25 protein-coding genes and 1 other RNA gene are annotated in these 21,911 nt (G+C 70.5%); 5 read left to right on the forward strand and 21 right to left on the reverse strand.

Annotated features, from left to right (window positions below; all coding sequences use genetic code 11):
* Positions 1-243: 243 nt before the first annotated feature.
* The 15 genes from C472_RS05995 to C472_RS06060 all read right to left on the reverse strand — a co-directional run bounded on the left by C472_RS05995 (position 244) and on the right by C472_RS06060 (position 10,841).
* Positions 244-444, reverse strand: coding sequence for a dodecin (locus C472_RS05995; RefSeq protein WP_006628913.1), 201 nt, complete (start codon positions 442-444; stop codon positions 244-246).
* A gap of 87 nt (positions 445-531) precedes the next feature.
* A complete protein-coding gene (locus C472_RS06000; RefSeq protein ID WP_006628914.1) occupies positions 532-870 on the reverse strand; it encodes a DUF7116 family protein in 339 nt (112 codons plus the stop codon).
* Between the two features lie 102 nt (positions 871-972).
* Positions 973-1,218, reverse strand: coding sequence for a DUF5816 domain-containing protein (locus tag C472_RS06005; RefSeq protein ID WP_006628915.1), 246 nt, complete (start codon positions 1,216-1,218; stop codon positions 973-975).
* A 106-nt stretch (positions 1,219-1,324) separates the two neighbouring features.
* Positions 1,325-1,699, reverse strand: a complete 375-nt coding sequence (locus tag C472_RS06010) for a HesB/IscA family protein (protein ID WP_006628916.1) — start codon at positions 1,697-1,699, stop codon at positions 1,325-1,327.
* Between the two features lie 121 nt (positions 1,700-1,820).
* On the reverse strand, positions 1,821-2,567 hold the full coding sequence (locus C472_RS06015; protein ID WP_006628917.1) for an HAD family hydrolase: 747 nt from the start codon (positions 2,565-2,567) through the stop codon (positions 1,821-1,823).
* Positions 2,564-3,364, reverse strand: coding sequence for a phosphonate ABC transporter, permease protein PhnE (gene phnE / locus C472_RS06020; protein ID WP_006628918.1), 801 nt, complete (start codon positions 3,362-3,364; stop codon positions 2,564-2,566). Before phnE (C472_RS06020) ends, C472_RS06015 begins: the two co-directional genes overlap by 4 nt.
* Positions 3,361-4,161 (reverse strand): phosphonate ABC transporter, permease protein PhnE, encoded by an 801-nt coding sequence (gene phnE / locus C472_RS06025; RefSeq protein ID WP_006628919.1) that lies wholly within the window; start codon positions 4,159-4,161, stop codon positions 3,361-3,363. The genes phnE (C472_RS06020) and phnE (C472_RS06025) overlap by 4 nt, the downstream gene beginning before the upstream one ends.
* Position 4,162: 1 nt before the next feature.
* Positions 4,163-5,131: a phosphonate ABC transporter ATP-binding protein gene (gene phnC, locus C472_RS06030; RefSeq protein ID WP_006628920.1), complete on the reverse strand. Its 969-nt coding sequence runs from the start codon at positions 5,129-5,131 to the stop codon at positions 4,163-4,165.
* A 4-nt stretch (positions 5,132-5,135) separates the two neighbouring features.
* Entirely contained in the window at positions 5,136-6,356 is a 1,221-nt protein-coding gene (gene phnD, locus C472_RS06035) for a phosphate/phosphite/phosphonate ABC transporter substrate-binding protein (protein WP_006628921.1), read from the reverse strand.
* 192 nt (positions 6,357-6,548) lie between these two features.
* Positions 6,549-7,826 carry a histidinol dehydrogenase gene (gene hisD / locus C472_RS06040; RefSeq protein WP_006628922.1) on the reverse strand — a complete coding sequence of 426 codons (1,278 nt, stop codon included), beginning with the start codon at positions 7,824-7,826 and terminating at the stop codon, positions 6,549-6,551.
* 168 nt (positions 7,827-7,994) lie between these two features.
* Entirely contained in the window at positions 7,995-8,204 is a 210-nt protein-coding gene (locus tag C472_RS06045; RefSeq protein WP_006628923.1) for a hypothetical protein, read from the reverse strand.
* 10 nt (positions 8,205-8,214) lie between these two features.
* A complete protein-coding gene (locus C472_RS06050; RefSeq protein ID WP_006628924.1) occupies positions 8,215-9,180 on the reverse strand; it encodes a phytoene/squalene synthase family protein in 966 nt (321 codons plus the stop codon).
* A 159-nt stretch (positions 9,181-9,339) separates the two neighbouring features.
* On the reverse strand, positions 9,340-9,471 hold the full coding sequence (locus C472_RS17990; protein WP_006628925.1) for an HVO_2523 family zinc finger protein: 132 nt from the start codon (positions 9,469-9,471) through the stop codon (positions 9,340-9,342).
* A gap of 117 nt (positions 9,472-9,588) precedes the next feature.
* Positions 9,589-10,146: a hypothetical protein gene (locus C472_RS06055; RefSeq protein ID WP_006628926.1), complete on the reverse strand. Its 558-nt coding sequence runs from the start codon at positions 10,144-10,146 to the stop codon at positions 9,589-9,591.
* Positions 10,147-10,262: 116 nt separating this feature from the next.
* Positions 10,263-10,841, reverse strand: coding sequence for a cysteine hydrolase family protein (locus tag C472_RS06060; protein WP_006628927.1), 579 nt, complete (start codon positions 10,839-10,841; stop codon positions 10,263-10,265).
* A gap of 246 nt (positions 10,842-11,087) precedes the next feature.
* On the opposite strand from C472_RS06060, the gene C472_RS06065 reads away from it, so the two are divergent.
* The 3 genes from C472_RS06065 to dpsA all read left to right on the forward strand — a co-directional run bounded on the left by C472_RS06065 (position 11,088) and on the right by dpsA (position 14,858).
* On the forward strand, positions 11,088-12,938 hold the full coding sequence (locus C472_RS06065) for an Hvo_1808 family surface protein (protein WP_006628928.1): 1,851 nt from the start codon (positions 11,088-11,090) through the stop codon (positions 12,936-12,938).
* Positions 12,939-13,013: 75 nt separating this feature from the next.
* A complete protein-coding gene (locus tag C472_RS06070; protein ID WP_006628929.1) occupies positions 13,014-14,174 on the forward strand; it encodes a nicotinate phosphoribosyltransferase in 1,161 nt (386 codons plus the stop codon).
* Positions 14,175-14,312: 138 nt separating this feature from the next.
* The gene (dpsA, locus tag C472_RS06075; protein WP_006628930.1) at positions 14,313-14,858 is read left to right on the forward strand and encodes a DNA starvation/stationary phase protection protein DpsA; all 546 of its coding nucleotides are present in this window, start codon (positions 14,313-14,315) and stop codon (positions 14,856-14,858) included.
* Between the two features lie 46 nt (positions 14,859-14,904).
* Here dpsA and C472_RS06080 read toward each other — a convergent pair whose 3' ends face one another.
* The 4 genes from C472_RS06080 to C472_RS06090 all read right to left on the reverse strand — a co-directional run bounded on the left by C472_RS06080 (position 14,905) and on the right by C472_RS06090 (position 17,158).
* A complete protein-coding gene (locus C472_RS06080; protein WP_006628931.1) occupies positions 14,905-15,318 on the reverse strand; it encodes a metal-dependent transcriptional regulator in 414 nt (137 codons plus the stop codon).
* Positions 15,315-15,479: a hypothetical protein gene (locus tag C472_RS17270; RefSeq protein WP_161612616.1), complete on the reverse strand. Its 165-nt coding sequence runs from the start codon at positions 15,477-15,479 to the stop codon at positions 15,315-15,317. Before C472_RS17270 ends, C472_RS06080 begins: the two co-directional genes overlap by 4 nt.
* Positions 15,480-15,481: 2 nt before the next feature.
* The gene (locus C472_RS06085) at positions 15,482-16,297 is read right to left on the reverse strand and encodes a DUF7260 family protein (RefSeq protein ID WP_006628932.1); all 816 of its coding nucleotides are present in this window, start codon (positions 16,295-16,297) and stop codon (positions 15,482-15,484) included.
* 258 nt (positions 16,298-16,555) lie between these two features.
* Positions 16,556-17,158 (reverse strand): TIGR00296 family protein, encoded by a 603-nt coding sequence (locus tag C472_RS06090; RefSeq protein ID WP_006628933.1) that lies wholly within the window; start codon positions 17,156-17,158, stop codon positions 16,556-16,558.
* Positions 17,159-17,287: 129 nt separating this feature from the next.
* On the opposite strand from C472_RS06090, the gene rnpB reads away from it, so the two are divergent.
* Positions 17,288-17,620, forward strand: an RNA gene (rnpB, locus tag C472_RS06220) — RNase P RNA component.
* 528 nt (positions 17,621-18,148) lie between these two features.
* On the opposite strand, the gene htpX is transcribed toward rnpB, so the two are convergent.
* Positions 18,149-19,021 carry a zinc metalloprotease HtpX gene (htpX, locus tag C472_RS06095; RefSeq protein WP_006628934.1) on the reverse strand — a complete coding sequence of 291 codons (873 nt, stop codon included), beginning with the start codon at positions 19,019-19,021 and terminating at the stop codon, positions 18,149-18,151.
* A 110-nt stretch (positions 19,022-19,131) separates the two neighbouring features.
* Between htpX and C472_RS06100 the strand changes: the two genes are divergently transcribed.
* Positions 19,132-20,067, forward strand: a complete 936-nt coding sequence (locus tag C472_RS06100) for an NAD-dependent epimerase/dehydratase family protein (protein ID WP_006628935.1) — start codon at positions 19,132-19,134, stop codon at positions 20,065-20,067.
* A gap of 77 nt (positions 20,068-20,144) precedes the next feature.
* Here C472_RS06100 and flaJ read toward each other — a convergent pair whose 3' ends face one another.
* Complete coding sequence (gene flaJ, locus C472_RS06105; RefSeq protein WP_006628936.1) at positions 20,145-21,881, reverse strand: archaellar assembly protein FlaJ; 1,737 nt, start codon at positions 21,879-21,881, stop codon at positions 20,145-20,147.
* Positions 21,882-21,911: the final 30 nt, after the last annotated feature.

Here is a 21,911-nt window from a genome sequence, read left to right on the forward strand (position 1 = left end):
GCGGTCGCTGTGCGGTGCGGGGCGGGACTCGAAGGGGCAGCCGGGAGGCGGGCAGAGGCGACGTAAGCACCGCAGGAGCGAACGGAGTGAGCGACGAGGAGCACAACGAGCGTCTGCCCGCCTCGCGACTGGGGCTTCGGTGGTGTTCGTGGCGATCGGTCGTTTATAAATAGCAACCTCGTATCGCCGAGCGACTGGGGCTTCGGCGTGTTCACTCCAAAAATGAAAACGCGATCCGGCCGCTCAGCCCTCCAGCTCGAACGCGACCTCGACTTCGGCCTGATACTCGCGGTCGGCGTCCCCCTGTAGCTCGACCCCGAACTCCTCCACCTCGGCCCAGTAGACGTTGTCGAGGGTGTCCTCGGCGCGGTCGAGGGCGTCGTCCGCCGCGGCGTCGAAGCTCTCCTCGCTCGTCCCGATCAGCGTGATCTTCTTGAACACCATGTCGCGTGTGGGTAGGGCGCACGGTGGCATAAAAATACGCGTCCGGCGGGTCGACCCGCGGCCGGGTCGGCCCTCAAAAGGCGGCGGCTACGGACTGCCCGGCGCGCCTTCCATCACGGCGAAGTCCTCGCCGTCGCGGTCGACGCCGATGACCGCCCAGTCGTAGGGCGGCTTCGCGGAGACGAGCCGTTCCTGGAGGTCGGCCGCGCGGTCGCGCCACGTGACGAAACACCGGAGTCGCGGTGTCTCGCCGCCGTCTGCGAGATACGGGTCGAGGTCGTCGTCGTCCAGACACAACACCGTCACGAGCACGCGCCGCCACTTGCGTTCCGCGACGAACTCTCGTCCGCCCTCGGAGACGGTGTATCCCAGTTCGCGGAAGACGTCTCTGGCCTCGGTCGTCGGGGGGATGCTCGCAGTGGCCATCTACCTCGGAGTTGGTCGCCATCCGTGATAAACTTTCTCACGATTTCGCTCGCGGAGAATCGGCGCGCCGCCGAGAACGGTCGAGAGCGGCGCGAGCGCGGCTCACTCGTGCGCGGCGTCCCACTCGTCCGGCTTCCGGAGGTTGCCGCACTCGGTGCACTGGATCCGGCCCATCGTGTCCATCGCGGTGTCGAACGACTCGCAGTTGCCGCAGCGGAACCCCCAGCGCGACTCCCCCGCCTCGTCGGCGAACACGACGTAGAAGGGACCGTCCGCCCCGCGCTCGGTGTCCGATCGATCGGTGTACACCCGCTCGCCGCTCGGCGTCGTCGTCGCTTCCAGAGTCATGACTCCCGCTACCCGACGGAGCGACTTAAGCGGGGGACTCGCGCGTCGCGAAAAGGAATCGGAAATGACGGACCGGAGATGGCGGGGCGCTGCGCGGACGGGACGACTACGTCCGGAACGACTCGCCGCAGCCGCACTCGGAGACGACGTTGGGGTTCTCGACCTCGAAGCCGGCGGCCTGAAGCCCGTGTTCGTAGTCGAGCGTGCTGCCGCCGATGTAGTTCTTGCTCGCGGGGTCGACGAACACCCGAAGCCCGTGGTGTTCCACGACGAGGTCGTCCTCCTCCGGTTCGGTGTCGAAACGCATCCCGTACGACAGCCCCGCGCAGCCGCCCTGCTGGACGAACAGCCGCAGTCCGGCGATGTCCGTGTCGAGCCCCTCGCCCTGAAGGAGCGAGATCGCTTCTTCGGCGGCGTCCGGCGTGACCTCGATCGCCGGGTCGGTTCCCTCGGTCCCGGTGTCGGCCGGTTCGGTACTCATGCGAACGGGTTCGGCACGGACACTCAAAACCCTGCCGGCGGAAGCGATCCGTTCGTCCGGGATGTCGACCGCCGCGACCGAGACCGCCGTAGACCGGTCGAAAAGGGCTCGGAGGGCCGCGTCAGGGGGCGTCGCCGGGCGGGTCGGTCGTCGCGGAGTCGGCCGCCGCGAGATCGACGAACTCGACGAGGTCGTGGAGGCTCCCGACCTCGACTGTGGGGTCCACGTCGAGGTCGCGGTCCGCGTTGTGGTCGCGCCTGAGGAACGCGCTGTCGAGGCCGGCGCGCTCGGCGGCGATCACGTCGGTCGCGCGGTCGCCGACGTAGACCCCGCCGGCCGCGCCGAGCGCGTCGAGCGCCTCGTTCAGGTAGTGCGGGTCCGGCTTCCGCCGCCGGAAGCCGTCCGGGCCGAGGTCGCGGCCGCGGACGAACGAGAACGCGTCGAGCCGGAAGTGGTCGACGACGAACTCGACGGTCGGGTGGTAGTTGTTGCTCACGAGTCCGATCCGCGCGCCCTCGGCCAGCTCGTCGAGGGCGTCCACGTCGCGGTGGAGCCGCCTCGCTCCGGCCGAGAGGCGCGCGACGGCGCGCTCGGCGGTCCGCTCCTCGCGCGCCCGGAAGAACGCCGGGGCGTCGACGCCGAGCTCGTCGCAGGCGGCCCGGAACGCCCCGTCGTAGGCGGCGCGCTCCAGCGGCCGGCGGAGCGCCCCCGACGCCGTCAGCCCGCGGTCGGCGAGGACGTCGTCGAGGGCGCGCGAGCGGACCGCCGGATCGGTCTCCCGGCCCTCGAGGACCACGCCGTCCATGTCGAAGAGGATCACCGCGTCGTCGCCGGCGAGCGTCGTCGCGTCGTCGCCGGCGAGCGTCATCGCGTCATCCTCCGTGCGGACGCCGATACCCCCTCGCTGACGAGGACGACGCCGAGGATCACGATCAGGATCGTCGCGACCGACTGCCAGGCGAAGGCGTTGACGGCGCGGAACAGCTGGACGCCGATCCCGCCCGCCCCGACGAACCCGAGGATCGTCGAGTCGCGGACGTTGATGTCCCACCGGTAGACGCTGAGGCCGACGAGCGCCGGCTTCACCTGCGGGAGGACGCCGTACAGCAGCACCTGCGTCGACGACGCGCCGGCGGCGCGGACGGCCTCGACCTGCCCGAAGTCGATCTCCTCTATCTCCTCGCCGAGCAGCTTCCCGAGGAAGCCGACCGACCGGAAGGCGATGGCGACCGCGCCCGCGAGGGGGCCGCTGCCGAACACCACGACGAAGATCAGCGCCCAGACGATCGTGTTCACCGACCGACTCACGGTGACGATCAGCTTGCCGAGCCAGTAGGTGCCCGCGTTCGGCGTCGTGTTCTCGGCGGCGAGCAGCGCGACCGGGACCGCGAGCACGAGCGCGCCGAGCGTCCCGAGCGCCGCGATGTGGATCGTCTCGACGAGCGGATCGACGATCTCCGGCGCGTACGCGAGGTCCGGCGGGTACATCCGCGTGAGGAGGTCGCGGATCTCGCGGGGGACCGTCTCGACGTTCGTCACCCCCATGTCGAGGAAGCGCCACGAGACGGCGAACGCGACGAGCGCGACGAGGACGGCGGAGAACCGACCGATCCGGCGGCGGCGGTCGAACCGTCGCCACGAGCGCGCGGCGTCGGCCTCGCTCATTGGTACCTCCGTCTGACGACCGCGCTGACCCCCTCGGCGACGAGGACGACCGCGATGATCGCCACGAGGATGGCGGAGACGTACTGGTAGGAGTAGCGGTTGAACGCGGTGAGCAGCACCGAGCCGATGCCGCCCGCGCCGACGATACCGACGACCGTCGAGGTGCGGATGTTGATGTCCCAGCGGTAGACGCTGAGGCCCGCGAACCGCGGGATTATCTGCGGGACGACGCCGTACGCGAGCGTCTGGACCGGCGACGCGCCGGTCGCCCGCACGGCGTCGACGCTCCCCATGTCGATGTCCTCTAAGTCTTCCGCGAGCAGCTTCGCGAAGAACCCGACCGTCTTGAAGGTGATCGTGATGATCCCGGCGAGGGGACCGAGCCCGACCGCCTTCACGACGAGGATGGCGACGATGATGGCGTTGAGCGCGCGGGAGAGCGAGATGAACCCGCGGTTGAGGTAGTACAGCGGCCGCGGCGAGAGGTTCTCCGCGGCCATGAACGCGACGGGGACGCTCAGGGCGATCCCGGTGACCGTCGAGATCATCGCCATGGCGACGCTCTCGACCATCTTGTCGACGATCCGCCGGGCCTGCCGCGGGGTCGCGTCCGGCGGGAAGAAGTCGCCGAGCAGCGTCAGCCCCCGGCCGAACCCGCTGGCGATCCGCGCGGGATCGGCACCGATCCCCCACGCCGACCAGAGGAAGAAGCCGACGACCGCGAGGTATCCCGCCCACTTGAACTCCCGCCGGCCGAACGCCGTCGGTCGCCGCCAGGTGCGCTCTTCCGTCGCCATCTCAGGACCCACCCGAGGTCGACCGGTCCGGCGCGCGGCCGTCCGCCGAGACGACGCCGTTTCCGACGGCGCGGTCGCCCGCGGAGCCGTCGTCCGCGGTGCCGTCCGCGGCCGTCGAGTCGCTTCCGTTTCGGCTCGGACTGCCGGGCGCGGTCGAATCACCGGGCGCGGTCGAATCACCGGGCGCGGTCGAGCCGCCGGGGGCGGTCGCGTCGCGCGACGCCGGCGGGTCGCCGCCGCGGTACACCCGGTCGAGCGCGCCCTCGTCCAGTTCGCTCGTCAAGCCCTCGAAGACGACCTCGCCGTCGTGGAGCCCGACGATCCGGTCGGCGTGTTCGACCGCGAGGTCCACCTCGTGGATGTTGATCAGCACGGGCACCTCGCGCTCGGCGGCGATCTCGGTGAGGAGTCGCATCACCGTGTTCGACGTCTCGGGGTCGAGGCTGGATGTCGGCTCGTCGACGAGGAGGATCTTCGGCTGCTGGACGACGGCGCGGGCGATGCCGACGCGCTGGCGCTGGCCGCCCGACAGCTCGTCGACGCGCTTGTTCTCCATGTCGCCGAGGCCGACGCGCTCCAAGATCTCGTAGGCGCGCTCGACGTCCTCGGGCGGGAAGTTCCGGCGGAAGGCGCGCCAGGCGGAGACGTAGCCGAGCCGCCCGGTGAGGACGTTCTCCATCACGGTGAGCCGCTCGACGAGGTTGTACTCCTGAAATATCATCCCGATGTCGCGGCGCGCCGCGCGGAGCCCGTCGTCGTCGAGCGCGGTCAGGTCGGTGCCGTCGAGTTCGACCGTCCCCGCGGTCGGCTCCGTGAGCCGGTTGATACACCTGATGAACGTGCTCTTCCCGGCACCGCTCGGGCCGATCATCGCGGTCGTCTCGCTGCCGCCGACCGAGAGGTCGACGCCCTTCAGCGCCTCGTCGCCCGACTCGTACGTCTTGCGCAGGTCGGTCACGTCGAGCGTCATCGGATCACTCGCTCAGCGCGCCCTGCGTGTACTCGACGTCGTTGTACCGCTGGATGACCATGATGTCGTACCAGTGCCGCCGGTACTCGATGGGGACGTACTCCTCGTACCCGGTGCGCTCGGCGTAGGCCGTCCCGGCGAAGTCCGAGTCGAGCCACGCGGCCCGGATCCCCTCTTGGATGTCCGGGTGGAGGTTGTACCGGTACGTGATCGGGCCGTTCGGGAACGGATTCGACGCCCAGACCACTTTGAAGTCGTCGAAGCGCAGGCTGCTGTCGGCCTCGACGGTGTCGAGGAAGCAGGTCGAACAGATCGGGCCGGCGTCGTAGTCGCCCGCGGCGATGCCGCGCGTCGTCTGGGAGTGCCCGCCGGAGAAGTTGATCTCGTAGTCGTCGCCCGCCGTCACGTCGAAGTACTGGTCGAACAGCGCCGAGGGGGCCTGGTGGCCGGAGTTCGACGCCGGCTCGGCGTGGGCCATCCGCACGTCGTCGCTCGCGAAGTCCTCGACGCCCTGGACCCCGTCGGCGTCGGCGCGCGTCGTGGCGAACAGCCGGTAGCCGAAGGAGCCGTTCGGCGCGATGCCGGCCGCGAACGGAACCGCTCCCGCGAGGTTGACCGCGAAGCAGGTCGTCCCCGTCGAGAAGTTCGCGATGTGGGCGCGCTCGGAGCGCATCGCCTCCACGGAGGCGGCGTAGCTGTTGACGCGGTTGTACTCGACCGGGATGCCCGTCTCTTCCTCGATGCGGTCGAAGACCGCCTGGAAGTCCTCCTCGTAGCGGCCCTGAACGTCCTCGCTCGGGCTCTCGGTGAACACGAGCGTGTCCGGTTCGAGCCACTCGCTCTCGTCCTCCGGCGTCTCCCGGACCGGCTCGCCGTGGGGGACCTCGTCGACCTCGCGGTTCCCCATGCTCTCTAAGTCCGCGCGGGTCCCGCGCTCGTACCCGGCGTCGATGAGGGGCGTCGAGAGGTAGTTGTTCTCCTCCCAGTTCGGGTTCTCGGGGTCGAACTCGCTCGCGTCCGCCAGCAGCGGATCGCCCGACGCGTCCGACTCAGACCCGTCCGAGCCGGCCGAACTCGTCGTCGCGCTCGCGTCGGAGCCGTCGCCGCCTCCGCCCCCCGACCCACCGGAACACCCGGCGAGCGCGGTGACCGCCGCCGCGCCTCCGGCGAGGACGACCCGCCGCTTGAAGCTCGATTCGCGTCCGCCGTCGGTGTCTTCCACCATTACGGGTACACGGGCCGTTCTTCGGAGTAAGAAGGCTGCTATGACCCGAACGTAGCCGGTCCGTTCGGTCCGTTCCGGTCCGAAACGGAACGTACCGCTCGGAGGGATACGGAGAGTTCTGGTCGGTACGATCCGCTATATATCGATCAGGAAACAGGTATCAGAGGGGAAAGAGAGACGCTCCGGCCGGTCTTACTCGAACCGCTTCCGCACGCTCTCGGCGTGGCCCTCCAGCCCCTCCGCCTCCGCGAGCGACGTGACCGTCTCGGAGAGGTCGTCGAGGGCGTCGCGGTCGAGCCGCTGGACCGTCGACGAGCGGAGGAAGGTGTCCACGGAGAGTCCGCCGTAGCGCTTCGCGCCGCCGTTCGTCGGCAGCACGTGGTTCGTGCCGGTCGCGTAGTCGCCGGCCGCCACGGGGGAGTACGGCCCGAGGAACACCGAGCCGGCGTTGGTGATCCGGTCTAACAGCGCCTCGTCGTCCTCGGCCACGATCGAGAGGTGCTCGGCGGCGTACTCCTCGGCGAACAGCACGGCCTCGGGCATCGAGCGCGCGCGGAGGACCCCCGACGCCTCGTTGTCGAGGGCGGCCCGGATCGTCTCTTCCCGCTCGCGCTCGCCGGCCTGCGCGTCGACCGCGTCGGCGACGGCGTCCGCGAGGTCGGCGTCGGCGGTGACCGCGACCACGGAGGCGTTCGGGTCGTGTTCCGCCTGCGCGACGAGGTCGGCCGCCACGAGGTCCGGGTCCGCCGTTTCGTCGGCGAGGACGAGCACCTCGCTCGGCCCCGCGAGGAAGTCGATCCCCACGTCGCCCTGCACGATCGACTTGGCGGCGGTGACCCACTTGTTGCCCGGGCCGACCACCTTCTGGACCCGGGTCACGGTCTCCGTGCCGTACGCGAGCGCGCCGACGGCCTGCGCGCCGCCGACCTGGTACACCGCGTCGGCCCCCGCCTCGTGGATCGCCGCGAGGGTGACGGGGTCGAGCTCCTCCGCCGGCGGGGTCGCGACCGCGACGTGGTCGACGCCCGCGACGACCGCGGGGATGACGCCCATCAGCGCGCTGGAGGGGTAGGAGGCCGCGCCGCCGGGCACGTACACGCCGACGCGGTCGAGGGGGCGGAACCGGCGGCCCAGCTCCCGGCCGCCGAAGTCGTCGCGCCAGTCCTCGGGGCGCTGTCGCTCGTGGAACTCGCGGACGTTCGCGGCCGCCGCCTCGACCGCGTCGAGGACCGGGTCGTCCGCGTCGGCCAGCTCCTCGTGTGCGCGCGCCGCGTCGTCGGTGATGTCGACGTTGCCGACGGCGACGCCGTCGAACTCCTCGGCGAACTCGCGGACCGCGACGTCGCCCTCCGCGCGGACCCGCTCGACTATCTCCCGCACGTCTTCGCGGACCCCCTCGACGCCCGCGTCGCGCTCGAAGAAGGCGCGCCGCTCGGCCGGCGAGAGGTCCGCGACGGTTCGTACGTCCATACGCCTCGTCGGGCGCGGCGGGGCAAGGGCGTTCCGACTCGGACGGGGTGTTCCGACTCGGACGTGGCGTTCCGACTCGGACGTGGCGTTCCGACTCGGACGGGGTGTTCCGACTCGGACGTGGCGTTACGGGCGCGTCAGTTCCCCGGTTACCCGTGGGCCGTCGGACTACTCCATCGGGCGGATCCCGATCGCGTCGAGGACCGCGAGCGCGAAGAGCCCGGCCAACAGCGCAGCGGCCGCGAAGAGGACCGGTGCCGACGCGGCGACGGCGACCCCGTAGGGGGCCACCAGTCGGGTCAGGCCGCGGATGAGGAAGGAGACGAACACGAGCCCGAACGCGGCGATCGCGAGCGAGACGAACCGGGAGCGCTCCATGCGGGCCGGCTCAGTCCGTCTGCGGGACGCCCGCGCCGTGCGGGCCGTGGCCGTGGTGTTCGCGGCTCGGCTCGAAGTCGGTGCACATGTCGTAGAACACCGCTTCCGGGTCGCGGTTCCACTGCCACTTCCAGCGGGTGCGGACGAGCAGCGAGATTTTCCGGGCGAACGACAGCTCCGGCGTCGCCGAGACGGTGTCGTAGCCGCGGTTACGGATGAGCCGGTGGTGGTCGACGTACAGCACCGCCGCGAGCAGCACCGCGAGCTGGCAGTCTTCGGGGAGGTACTTGATCCCCGCGACGCCCTCCTCGTAGAGGCGTTCGGTGCGAGCCATCTCCTCGCGGACCGCGGCCGCGACGTGCTCGTCGAACTCCAAGTCGAGGATCTGCTCCTCGCTCACGCCGTGGCGGCGGAGCGTCTCCAAGGGGAGGTAGATTCGGTCGCGCTCGACGACGTCCTCGCGGACGTCCCGGAGGAAGTTCGTCATCTGGAACGCCTCGCCGAGCTTCGTGGCGTGGGGGAGCGCCTCGGCCTCCTCCTCCGGGTCGAGGTCCATGATCGCCGTCATCATCCGCCCGACGGCGGCCGCGGAGCCGTCCATGTACGCCTCCAGGTCGGCGTACGTCTCGTACCGGTCGGTGTCGATGTCGCTCGCCATCGCGTCCACGAACGAGTGGACGTCCGAGTCGGGGATGTCGTTCCGGTCGACCACCTCGGCGAACGCCTCCAACACCGGGTCGTCGGTCGGCTCTTCGCCGAGCGCGGCCGCCCGGAGCCGGTCGAGCTCGGCGCGCTGCTCGGCCGGGGGCGCGGTGTCCTCCGCGTCGACGACCTCGTCGGCGATCCGGAAGAAGCCGTACAGCACGTACGTCGGATGACGGATCCGCTGCGGCAGCAGCCGGGTGGCGACGTGGAACGTCTTCCCGGTGCGGCGCTGGATCCGCTTGCTCCGGGCAACCTGATTTTGCTCTACCATGCTGACCCCAGGAGGTCGGCAGGGAGGGTCACGTACGGGTCGCCCATCATGTCTGAAAAGTCGGACTCCAAGAACATAACAGTTCGCACGGCTCAGTTTGGTCCCCTTGCGGACCCGTTAATTCCGCCCGCGATCGGGGCGTGCGAACCGACCGTTCGGTCAGTAGAACGTGTCGCTACAGTCGTAGACGACGCCGTGCGCCGGACAGACGTACTTACAGTGCCGGTGGTACATCGGCGTCTCGCAGACCGGACACGGGCGACCGCCGTCGTCCGCGGTTGCGTCGCTCACGGCTGAGACACGGGGGCCGGAGGCAAAACGCTGTCCACCCGCCTCGCCGGGACCTGACCAGTCAGCCGTCGGGGGCGGACCCGCGACGAGCCGCTCGCCCGAACCGCCCGCGGCGACTCACTCCTCGGCGGCGAGGCGCTCGAAGACGGACTCGGCGACCGACTCCTCGCCGAACGGGAGCGTCAGCACGCCGCCCCACTCGGAGGCGGTGAGGGAGTCGGCGGTCTCCTCGTCGAGTTCGACGCGCCTGACTTCGGTCCCGTCGAGCGCCATCGACACCACGAACGCCGCCGGGTCGTCGGTCGCGCCCGCGTCGCTGAGGCGGCTCCGGAACGACTCGACGCCCGCCTCGGAGAGGACGACCTGAACGAGGTACTCGCCGTCCTCGGCGAAGACGCCCTTGACGCGGTCGAGGTCGCTCGCGTCGAACAGCCGCGCCTCGGTCCCGTCGTCGCCGGTGAGCGTTGCCGCGAACGGCGCGTCGGGGTCGACGGGAGCCGCGGTCGGCCCGTCGTCGCTCCCGTCTTCCTCGCCGCCCGCCGGTCCCGGCCCCTCCCCGCCGATGCCGTCGAGCGCCTCGCCGTCCGTCACCCGCGTCGCGCCGGCGAACCCGACGGCACCGACCCCACAGACCGCGCCGAGACCGCCGAGTACGCCCCGCCGAGAGATGTCCATACCTCGCGGTTCCGGCGAGCGGCAAAAAGGGTTACACGCCGATTGCCGCGCGTGATAATCGCGGTCTCGACGGATCGGGGAGCGGACTCCCGTCTCGCGGGCGGGCGCGACCCCCGCTACGCGGAGTCGAAGGCGACCTCGTCGCGGGTCGCCGTCTCGCCGAACAGCCAGTCGGCGTGGTCGACCGCGTACTCGCGGTGCTCCTCGGTGATGTAGCCGAGCGCGTCCTCGACGACGACCGGGCGGTAGTCCCGGAGCCCCGCGCTGCCCGCGGTGTGGAGGACGCAGACGTTCGCGAGCGTGCCGCAGATCAGGAGGTCACGGATTCCGTGCGCGTCGAGGTACCCCTCCAGATCGGTCTGATAGAAGGCGTCGTAGGTGTGTTTCTCGACGACGTGGTCCGCGTCGCGCACGTCGAGAGCGTCGAGGAGCTCGGCGTCCCACGACCCCTCGACGACGTGTTCGCCCCAGCGGTCGAACTCGTCGTAGTAGTGCGCCCCGTCGAACTGCTCGGGCGGGTGGACATCGCGGGTGTAGACGACCGACGCGCCGGCGTCGCGGGCGCGGTCGACGAGGGCCGTCACCGGCTCGACCGCCGCCTCGCTCGGCTCGGCGTAGAGGCTCCCGTCGGGGTGACAGAACCCGTTTTGCATGTCGACGACGACCACCGCGGCCTCGGTCGGATCGAACGCCATGCCGAGGGTTGGGGCGCGGTCCTCAAAAACCGTGGTCCGGACTGCCGGGTTCGTCCTCCGGACTGCCGAGTCGGTCCTCCGGACTGCCGGGTTCGTCGAGCGACCGGCGAGTCCGCCGCGTCGAACCGAGCGCCGGGTCCGCCGACCCGACCGCCGTCGGCGGGGATCGAACCCGCGGAAAAATCCGCCGGCCGCGGCCCCGAAGGAACCGACAGACTACTTACCGGGGCGTCCGATACGGTTCCTATGCGACGGGTTCTCACCCCCTCGACCGCGGCCGCCGTCGTGGCCGCGTTCGCCGTCCTGTGTGTCGCGTTCAGCGCTGGTGCCGCCGCCGCGCCGGACGCCGGCGTTTCCCACGCCGCGTCCGTCGGCGACCCGGGGGCGTCCGAGCCCGTGCCCTCCGCGTCCGCAGACGAGTGCGACGCCGGCGACGGCACCGAGTTGGTCGGCTGCTGGAACGGGACGCACTACGAGGAGTCGGTCGACTTCGAGGAGACGGACGGGCTCAACGAGACGCAGTTGTCGGCGCTGACGGACCTGACGATGGCGCGCGTCGAGCACGTCCGGCAGCGCCCCTTCAAGCAGGACGTCCCGGTCGAGACGGTGTCGCGCAGCGAGTACGCGAACGACACCGCGGGCGGCAACCAGTCCGAGGCGTACCGCCGCTGGAACGACCAGGTGTGGGAGGCGCTGTTCGTCGTCGGCGACGAGGAGAACGCGAACGACGAGATCGACTCGGTGCTCGGCGGCGCGGTCTCCGGCTTCTACTCGCCGTCCGAGGACCGGATCGTCATCGTCGTCCCGGACGGCGAGTCGCCCGACATCGACCCCTCGACGCTCGCGCACGAGCTGCTCCACGCGATGCAAGACCAGTACCACGACCTCACCGACCCGCGCTACGTCGGCGTCACGCAGGACGGCGACCTCGCGGTCGACGGGATCGTCGAGGGAGAAGCGGTCCACGTCGAGGAGCGGTACGACGCCCGCTGTGCGGACAACTGGACCTGCGTCGAGCCGTCCGAGAGCGACGGGGGCGGTGGTGGCGGATTCTCCGGGAACATCGGCATCCTCCAGACCGTCCTCCAGCCGTACGGCGACGGGGCCCTCTACGTCCGCGAACTCGTCGACGAGGGGGGCTGGGCGGCGGTCAACGAGACGATGAACGACCCGCCGGCGTCGACCGCGGAGGTGATCCACCGGACCCCCGACTACGAGACGACCGAGGTCGCCTTCGAGGACGCGGCGACGGGCGGGTGGGAGACGTACGCGGACCAGGGCGTCGACGGCGCGGAGACCGCGGGCGAGGCGTCGATGTTCGTGATGTTCTGGTACCAGAGCGCCGGCGTCCAGTTCGACGGCGCGTACGAGTACTCGGTCCTCGATCCCGACCGCTCCCCCGGGGCGAACTACAACACTCACCTCCAGACCGACGCGACGCTCCAGACGCGGGGGACCTACAACTACGCGCACCCCGTGACGGACGGGTGGGCGGGCGACGAGCTGTACCCGTACCGGAACGGCGACCGGGACGGGTACGTCTGGGCGACGGAGTGGCAGACCGAGGCCGACGCCGCCGAGTTCCGAGACGCCTACGTCCGGATGCTGAACGCGCACGGCGACGGCGGCCACGAGGAGGGGACCGTCTACGCGATCGGCGACGGGAGCGACTTCCCCGGCGCGTACGGCGTCGAGCGCGACGGGACGAGCGTGACGGTGATCCACGCGCCGTCCCCGGAGGGCGTCCTCGAACTGCGCCCGGACGCCGACCTCGCGCTCCCGGACGCCGACGGGACGGACGGAGCCGACGGGAGCGACGGCGGTGACGACACCGACGGGAGCGACGGCGGTGACGACACCGACGGGAGCGACGACGGTGACGACACCGACGGGAGCGACGACGGTACCGGCACCGACGGCGGCGACGGCGAGAGCGGAAGCGACGGCGAGGACGGGAGCGCCGGCACCGACGGCGACGACGGCGAGAACGGAAGCGACGACGGCAGCACCGGCGGCAGCGCGCCCGGGTTCGGCGTCGCGGCGGCGCTCGTCGCCCTCGCGGCCGTGCTGGGGCTGTCCGCGCGGCGGTCGTCGTAGTCCGAGTCGGCGGCGCGGCGCTGGCGGGCGCTCCGACACGGGTGGCTTTTCGTCCCCGCGGCCGAACGATCGGCCATGAGCGAGTTCGACATCGTCGACGCGGCCGCGGTCCGAGAGGGGCGCGCGACCGACGCGTATTTCGAGCGGACCGAGGCGGCGCTCTCGGCCGCGGGCCGGAACCCCCGTGTCGTCGCCGAGGTGACCGCGGACCAGTTCCCCGACGGAGAGTTCGAGGTGTTCGCCGGGCTGGGGAACGCGGTCGAACTGCTGGCCGGCCGCGACGTCGACGTCCACGCGATCCCGGAGGGGCGGCTGTTCGACGGCGGCCCGGTGATGCGGATCGAGGGCCCGTACCTGGAGTTCGCGCGGCTGGAGACCTCCCTCCTCGGCTTCCTCTCGCACGCGTCCGGGATGGCGACGGCGGCGCTGGACTGCCGGCTCGCCGCGCCGGAGTCGTCGGTGCTCTCGTTCGGCGCGCGCCACGTCCATCCCGCGATGACCGCGGCGGTCGAGCGCTCGGCGCTCGTCGGCGGGTTCGACGGCTTCTCGCACGTCGCCGCCGGGGAGCTGATCGGGCGAGAGGCGTCCGGGACGATGCCGCACGCGCTCGCCATCTGCTTCGGGCGGGGCGAACAGGAGGCCGCGTGGCGCGCCTACGACGAGGGCGTCCCGGCGGACGCGCCTCGGATCGCGCTGTGTGACACCTACTCCGACGAGGTGGACGAGGTGCTGCGGGCGGTGGAGACGCTCGGCGACGACCTCGACGGCGTCCGCCTCGACACGACCGGTTCCCGGCGCGGCGACTTCCGGCACATCGTGCGGGAGGTCCAGTGGGAACTCGACGCGCGCGGCCGCGGAGACGTCGACGTGTACGTCTCCGGCGGGCTCGGCCCCGCGGACCTCCGGGGGCTGCGCGACGTCGTCGACGGGTTCGGCGTCGGCGGGTACGTCTCCAACGCGGACCCCGTCGACTTCGCGCTCGATCTGGTCGCCGTCGACGGCGAGCCGGCGGCCAAGCGCGGGAAACTCTCGGGCGCGAAGTCCGTCTACCGCACCGCAGACGGTGCACACGCCGTCGGGCTCGCGGACCGCTCCGGGCCCGAGGGGGCCGAGTCGCTCATGGAGCCGGTGATCCGCGACGGCGAGGTCGTCGCCGGCGACGCGTTCGACCTGTCGGCGGCGACGGAACGGGCGCTCGCGGACGGGGAGGCGGTGGGCTACGGGAGCGGCGAGTAGTTTCAGATATCGTACAACGGTTCTCGGATCGGCGCTGATAGCGCTTCAGTCCCGCACTCTGTCGACTTTTAGGCAGCACGAAAAGTTGTTTGTATGTTGATAAGATATAAGACGGGGGCGCACGAAGCGGAGGACGTAATGAGCACCCAGAAGTCAACGCGCCAGCGGGCGGGGACCGTCGACGAGAACGCGCTGCGGCTGGACACGGAGAAGGCGGAACAGATAATCGAGGCGCTGAACGGCGACCTGGCGAACGCGTACGTCCTCTATCACCAGCTCCACAAGCACCACTGGAACGTCGAGGGCGCGGAGTTCCTCGAGGTCCACGTGTTCCTTCAGGAGGTGTACGAGGACGTCGAGGCCGCCGCCGATGAACTCGCGGAGCGGCTCCAGGCGCTCGGCGGCGTGCCGCACGCGAGCATGACGACGCTGGCCGACGAGGCGACGGTGGAGCCGGAAGACGAGGACGTGTACGACGTGCGGACGTCGCTCGCGAACGACCTGGAGATGATGGGCGACATCATCGAGAGCTACCGCGAACACGTCGCGCTCGCGGACGGGCTCGGCGACTACGCGACGAGCCAGATGCTCCGCGAACAGCTCGAAACGCTCGAAGAGCACGCCCACCACATCGAGCACTACCTCGAGGACGACTCGCTCGTCGTCGAGTCCGCGACGAACTGAGCCGACGGGGCGGCGGCGGCCGACAGCCGACCGATTCCGAACTTTTTCAGTCCGCGTCCGACCGCTGGAGCGACGGCGCTCCGGGATCGGACGGGTCGTCCGGCACCTCGTCGAGCAGCAGGTCGACGAGCCGGTCGGCGACCGTCGGGCTCACCTGCGCCGCCATCTCCATCGCCTCGCGCTCGTGGGCGTCGAGCCTCAGCGCGTCGCGGAAGAACCACGAGAGCGCGACGTACGCCTCGTGGCGGGCCGCGGCGCGCTCCCGGCCCGCCTCGGTGAGTGCCACGCCGTCGTACGGCTCCCGGGCCACGAGCCCACGGTCTTCGAGCCGTTGGAGCATCTCCGTCGTCGCGGCGGGCGACCGCCCGACCGCGTCGGCGATCCGCCCCGGCGGGACCGGCGGCGACGACCGCTGTTCCGCGATGTACAGCGCGAGCAGGTACTCCGTCTCGCTCGTCATTCCGGGGTGGTCGAACCAGCCTCGCTCGCCCCGTCGTCTCTCGATTCGTCCTCGCGCGGGTCGGTGCTCTCGGCGTCGACGCTCTCGGCGTCGCCGCCGAACAGCGCGAGGCAGGCCCACGCCCAGCCGGTCGCCCGAGTGCGGCGCGGCGAGTCCGACACGGTCACGCCCTCCGCGTCAGGTGGTCGCGGACCGCCCGCTGGCACTCGGTGAGCGTCTCGACGAGCCGCGCGACCGTCGAGAGGACGGGGTGTGACACCGGGAAGTCGTCGTAGAGGTACGCGACCGTCGAGCGCTGCCGGAGCCCGACCGACGCGCCGCGGCTGGCGGTCCGGTCGAGGTCTGCCTGCCGGTCCGCGAGCAACGACTCGCAGGTCGCGATCCGGTCCGCGAGCGCCTCGTGGCGGCGGCGTAGCTCGTCGAACCCGAGCGTCAGGAGGGGCGTCTCGTCCGCGGCCGCCAGCCAGTCGGTGAGTTCCCGGACCGTCTCGCCCGCCGACCGGAGGGACGCGGCCTCCCGCTCTAACGTCCGGTCGAACACCGCGATCTCCGCGATCCGGTCGTCGACGGCGGACCCGATCGCGGACGCGACCGGCGGGGTGAAGTCGTGGTCCGTCTTCGGCGAGAGCGCGACCGCGACGGCGTCGCCCAACTCTTCGCGGACCGTCGCCAGCAGCGGCTCGTCGGCGGCGCGGTCGGCGACGCTGTGCGGGCGCACCGTCTCGGCGAACGCCTCGCGGACCCGCCGGCAGCCGTCGGTCGCCGAGGCGGTGCGTCCGCCGACGGCCGCGCGAACGCCGCCGGTCCCCGGTCCGGTGCCGGCGGTCGGCTCCCCGCCGGCGGCCGTCGGCCCGGAAGTCGTGGGGATCGACGCGACGGCGGATCCGAAGCGCTCGTAGGCCCGCCGCTCGTCGGCGACGGCGTCGCGCTCGGCGGCCACGCGGTCACGAGCGCGGTCGACGTGAGTTTCGACGCTCATCGCGGATCACCGCCGTCGGAGGGGGCTGGGCGCGCGTCGTCCGAACGTCTCATGAATATTAGGCCCGCCTAAAACATCAAAAAGCCACCGATTTTTAGGACGGCCTAAGAAATCGGGCGTCGCGAGCGTGGCGCGACGGAGCGGGGCGCGACGGACGGGGCCGCGGCTCTGCGGTCGGCGTCAAGCGGGAGGACGCGGTCGGGGGGCGGTCGATCGGACGGGCCCGTACGGGGTGGCCGGGCGGTGCGTCGGGGCGGCTTACAGCTCCTCGACGGCACCGCCGTCGGCGCGCTCTCGGAACACCTGTCCCTCGATGAGCGTCACCATCGTGTCCTCCTCCTGCCACGCGGTGGGCGAGAGCTTCGCCTTCCGGCAGGCGCGCGAGAGGAACTCCGCGCCGGACCAGCCGTTCTCGACGGGGACCGTCGGATAGAGCCAGCCGTGGGCGTTGCCGCTGTCGACGGCGACGCCGTGGGTGCCGATCTCGAGGTCTTCGAGCGGATCGTTCGTGAGGACGGAGTTCGAGACGACGAACACCGAGACCGTGAGGTTGTCGAGCTCCTTGGGCTCCACCTCGGAGCCGCAGGAGTCGTCGGAGGCCGCCTTGATGGCGGCCTCGACGATGGCGTGGCCGAGTTGGTCGGAGGTCTCCCACGCGCCGGCGCAGCCGCGGAGGCGACCGCGACCCCGGGTCGATTCGAGTCGAACGAAGGCTCCGGTGCGGGCGTAGAACGCCTCCCGCATGCTGCCGGGTTGTTCGCGTTGTCCGTGTTGGACGAACGACTCGACCGCTTCCCGCGCGAGTTCGACCGCTCGTGCACCGTCGTCGTACGACAGCTGAACGGTCTGAGCCTCGGACATGAGAGACTATTACGTTGCTGACGACTTGAACGCTTCCCTTGGAACAGCGTTCTCGCGGCGCTTCCAACGTCTCGCCGGAGACGCGCCCGACCGAACCGCTTATTCGCCGGCGGGCGAAAGGCCGAACCGGACAGAGGGAGCCCGACTCCCGTGCCTCCGGCATGAGGAAAGTCCCCCCACCGGCCGGACAGGCGACCGGGCACACGCCCGGAGTCGGAGACGGCTGGCGCTGGAACAGCAACGACACCCCCCGCCCCGACCGATGATCCGTGCGAACCGACCCGCGAGGGAAGGGAGTTAACCCGGAGAGGGCGCGTGGCTCCGCCACGCCACGGACGGGCGGGAACGGATGGAACGGCGAATCCTCGCCGGTGCAAGTCCGTGCCACAAGGTAGTCCGGCCACGGCACGGACGCTCAGCCGAATGTCGGGACGAACCGAAGGGGGCTTACTCCCCTCAGTCCGCTCGCACCGACGAGCGGCGCGACTGTCCCGTGATCGTTTATAAACCGACAGCGGTGGCGCGCGCCTCCGAGGCCGCATCGCGGCCGAGGAGCGTCGCGCGAGGGAGTCAGTCGCCGGAGCGAAGCGACGGCGACTGACGAGGCTGGGGAGGCGCGAGGTGCTGTGCGGAGCGGTGCGGGCGGGACTCGAAGGGGCAGTCGCGAGGCGGGCGGAGGCGTTCACGAGAGCGGAGCTCTCGTGAGCCAATCAGAACGCGGAGCGCTCTGCCGACGACGGAAGCAGCGTGGCGCTACGCGCCACGGGCAGCCGGCGGCTTCGCCGCCGGCGGCACCGCAGGGAGCGAGCAGCGCGAGCGAGGAGCACAGCGAGCGTCTACCCGCCTCGCGACTGGGGCTTCGGCGGTCGTCATCGCCGATCCGCGGTTGGTTATTTATAAGTGGACGACTGGGCTTCGGCAGTGTCCGTCGTCGATCCCGGTTTCAATAGCTCATAAACAACCGGGTGAAAAGTACACCTCAGGCCCGTATCAGGCCGTTTCGAGTTCCTTCTCCATCTCGCGGAGCCGCTCGATGCGGTTCTCCGTCGACGGGTGCGTGGAGGCGATCCGGCCGACGAAGCCGGCCTTGATCGGGATGATGAAGAACGCGTTCATCTCCGCCTCCTCGCGGAGGTCCTCCTTGGGAACCTTGTCCATCCGGCCGTCGATCGTCATCAGCGCCGAGGCGAGCGCGCCGGGCTGGCCCGTGATCAGCGCCGCGCCGCGGTCCGCGGAGTACTCGCGGTAGCGCGAGAGCGCGCGGATGAGCAGGAACGATATCACCCAGACGACTAGCGACACGAGGATGGCGACGATGACGGGCGCGCCCTGCCGGTTGTCGCCGCTGAACAGCCACCCCCACCGCACGATGAAGAAGGCGATGGTCGAGAGGAACGACGCGATGGTCATCACCATCACGTCGCGGTTCTTCACGTGCGCGAGCTCGTGGGCGAGGACGCCGTCCAGTTCGTCCTCGTCCAAGCTCTCTAAGAGGCCGGTCGTCACCGCGACGGTGGCGTTCTTCTTGTTCCGGCCGGTCGCGAACGCGTTCGGCACCTGCGTGTTCGCGACCGCGACCGCCGGCTTCGGGAGGTCGGCCTGCTGGCTCAGCCGCTCGATCCGGCGGTGGAGGTCGGGGTACTCGTCGGGGTCGACCTCGCGAGCGCCCATGCTCCGCAGGGCGAGCTTGTCGCTGAAGAAGTACTGCGCGAGCGAGAACCCGCCGAGCATGAGGAGGATCGTCAGCCTCCCGACGTCGAAGAACGTCAGGAGGACACCGACGAAGGCGACGTAGAGGGCGAACAGGAGGAACATCGTCAGTCCCATCCGTCCGCGGAGTCCCCAATCTGTCTTCCAGTCCATAGCCGTGAGTTACCGTTCGGTGCGTTAAAGCCTGCCGGAGGCTACGCCGTCCGGCGGCCCGGACCCGACGAGTGCGGTGCGTTTTTCGCCCGTCCGCACGACCGACCGGCATGGAAACGGTACTCGTCACGGGCGGCCGCGGGGTCTCCGGGCGCTGGGTCGTCGATCGGCTCGCCGGCGACTACGAGGTCGTCGTCGTCGACTACGACCACCCGGGACTCGGCGTCGACCCCGCCCCGAACGTCTCGTTCCGCGCGGCCGACCTCGCCGAGCGCGGCGAGGCGCTCGACGTGGTCGCCACCGTCGACCCCGACGCCGTCGTCCACTGGGCCGCGATCCCCGTCGCCGGCACCCACCCCGAGGGCCGGGTGTTCGAGACGAACGCGCTCGCCGCGAAACACGTCCTCGACGCCGCCGGGCGCGCCGGCGCGCGGGTCGTTCAGGCCTCCAGCGACGGCGCGTACGGCTTCTTCTTCGCCGACCCGACGCCGCTCCCGGACGAACTGCCGGTCACCGAGGCGCACCCGCTCCGCCCGGAGGACCCGTACGGCCTCTCGAAGGTGACCGCGGAGGCGGCGGCGGGCGCGGTCGCGCGCCGCCACGACGTCCCCGCCGTCTCGATACGTCCGTCGTGGATCCAGTACCCCGGCGCGTACGCCTGCCGCGCGGACGAGTACGTCGACGATCTCGACGCCGGCGCGGGCAACTTCTGGTCGTACGTCGACGTCCGCGACGTGGCCGACCTCGTCGCGGCCGCGCTCGCGGAGACAGCAGAGGCGACGGGCGGCGGCGACTCCCCCGTCGGACCGGGGACCCACGAGGCGGTGAACTGCGTCGCGGCCGACAACGCCCTCGGCCGCCCGCTGCTCGACCTCGTCCGGGAAGCGTACGGCGGCGTCCCCGACGACTGCGTCGTCGACGAGGGCGACGACCGCGGCGCGTACGCGATCGACAAGGCCGAGCGGCTGTTCGACTGGGAGCCGTCGCGCTCGTGGCGCGACGCCGCGGACGAGTCAGTCGCCGAGCCGACGCTGTTCGAGGAGTAGCGCGGAGGTCGACCGGGCGGATCGACCGGAGCGGGTCGAGCGGGGCTAACCGACCGAATCGGACCGACCGAGACCGTTCAGATCGACAGGATCGCGTTGACCAGCGTCCGCGTCGCGATGGCGGTGACCGAGCCGAGCCACGTCAGGAGGACGAAGTGGATGTAGCCGTTCGCGGGGTTGCCGCCGTCGATCCGGCGGATCATCTGCGAGGAGAGCGCCGCGTTGAACAGGACGACCGTGAGCAGCAGGTACTCGATGAGCGGGATGTCGTAGGCCCCGGGGTAGACGATCTGCGCCATGTCGATCTCATCGAGTCCGAAGTCGGCGGTCAGGTCCGCGAGGATGGCGACGACCTCCAGGCCGATGAAGAAGGCGAACGTCGCCGCCGCCGTGATCCCGTACAGCAGCCCGATGAACGTCATCGCCGCCTGCCGGCGCTGCTCGCGGAGCTGGTTGACGGCGTTCATGTTCTTCGAGATCAGCTCGCCGAGCATCTTCGGGTCCCCGCCCATCTGGCGACCGACGAGGTACATCTCGGAGAACTTCTGAATGAGGTACGAGCGCGTGTCTCGCGTGAACGCTCGCCACGCGCCCTCGGTGCTGATTCGCATGTTGAGCCGGCGGTAGAGCCGCTCGATCGACTCGGAGAGCTTCCCGAAGTTCTTGTCGCGGAGGGTGGTGAGCACGTCGGTCGTCGTCGACTGCTTCGCGCTCTCCGTCGCCCCGAGCGCGCGGATGAACGACGGGAACTCGCCGTCGCGGGCGGTGATCGCCTGCTCCTCCTGCCGGAGCACGACCCCGGTGACGATGAGCGGCGAGATGGGGACCGCGAGGTACAGCGGCAGCCGGACGTCGTCGAGGAAGAAGAGGAGTCCCGGCAGCCCCGGCCCGTATCCGAACATCCCGGCGGCCGTGATCCCGATGATCGCGAACGAGAGCGTGCCGCCGCCGATCAGCGACGCCCACAGCTTCAGGTCGCCGGGAGCGCGCTCGTCCGGGTGGTACCAGATCGGGTCGTAGGGGGACGTCGCACGGATCATCGCGTAGAAGCCCAGTTGAACGAACACGAACAGCACGATGACGGCCGCGACCGTCGCGGTCGGGTCGTTGCCGGTGAGGATCGGGAGGACGACGGCGAACACTAAAGCGAACGTCATCGAGAGGATCATGGACATGTACAGGTCCTTCATCACCTCCAGGTTCGAGAGCGCGGACTCGTAGCGGGTCTCGTACTGCGCCAGCATGACGTCCTGCTCGGAGACGAGGAACTCCTGTAGGGACTGCCCCGCGCCCATCGTGTAGCCGAGCCGGTCGAAGAAGTCGGCCATCGCGTCGGAGGGGACCTCCTCGGCCCGGCGGCGACACGCGTCGTCGAGGCTCTGGTTCCACGTGTCGACGAGGTGGACGACGCGACCGATCTCCTCGGCGGCGACGCCGTACTCCTCCTGTTTCGCCAGCGTTCGGAACACCTCCATACGGTCGATGTTCGTCGTCGACAGCACCGTCATGTGCGTCATCACGAGGTGCAGCTGGTTGTCGATCTTCGTCTCCAGACTGGAGAGGTAGATCTTCGGGTAGATGACGGCCGCGAACAGAATGAGCGCGCCGAACATCGGGATCGGCACCCGGGCGGCGATCGGGAGCGGGAGCGCGACCAGCCCGACGATACTCGCGAGGAACACGAGAAGCGCCGGCACCAACACCAGCCCGACGTACCTGCGCTTGGAGATGTCGAGCTTGTCGTACGACTCCATGACGTCGGAGGTCAGCTGCGCGGCCGTCGCGAGCCCGTCGCCCATCTCCTTTACCGCCATCTCAGTACGCCCTCCTCGCGGTCGTCGCGT

This window comes from Halorubrum tebenquichense DSM 14210, from assembly GCF_000337415.1.
GTDB lineage: Archaea > Halobacteriota > Halobacteria > Halobacteriales > Haloferacaceae > Halorubrum > Halorubrum tebenquichense.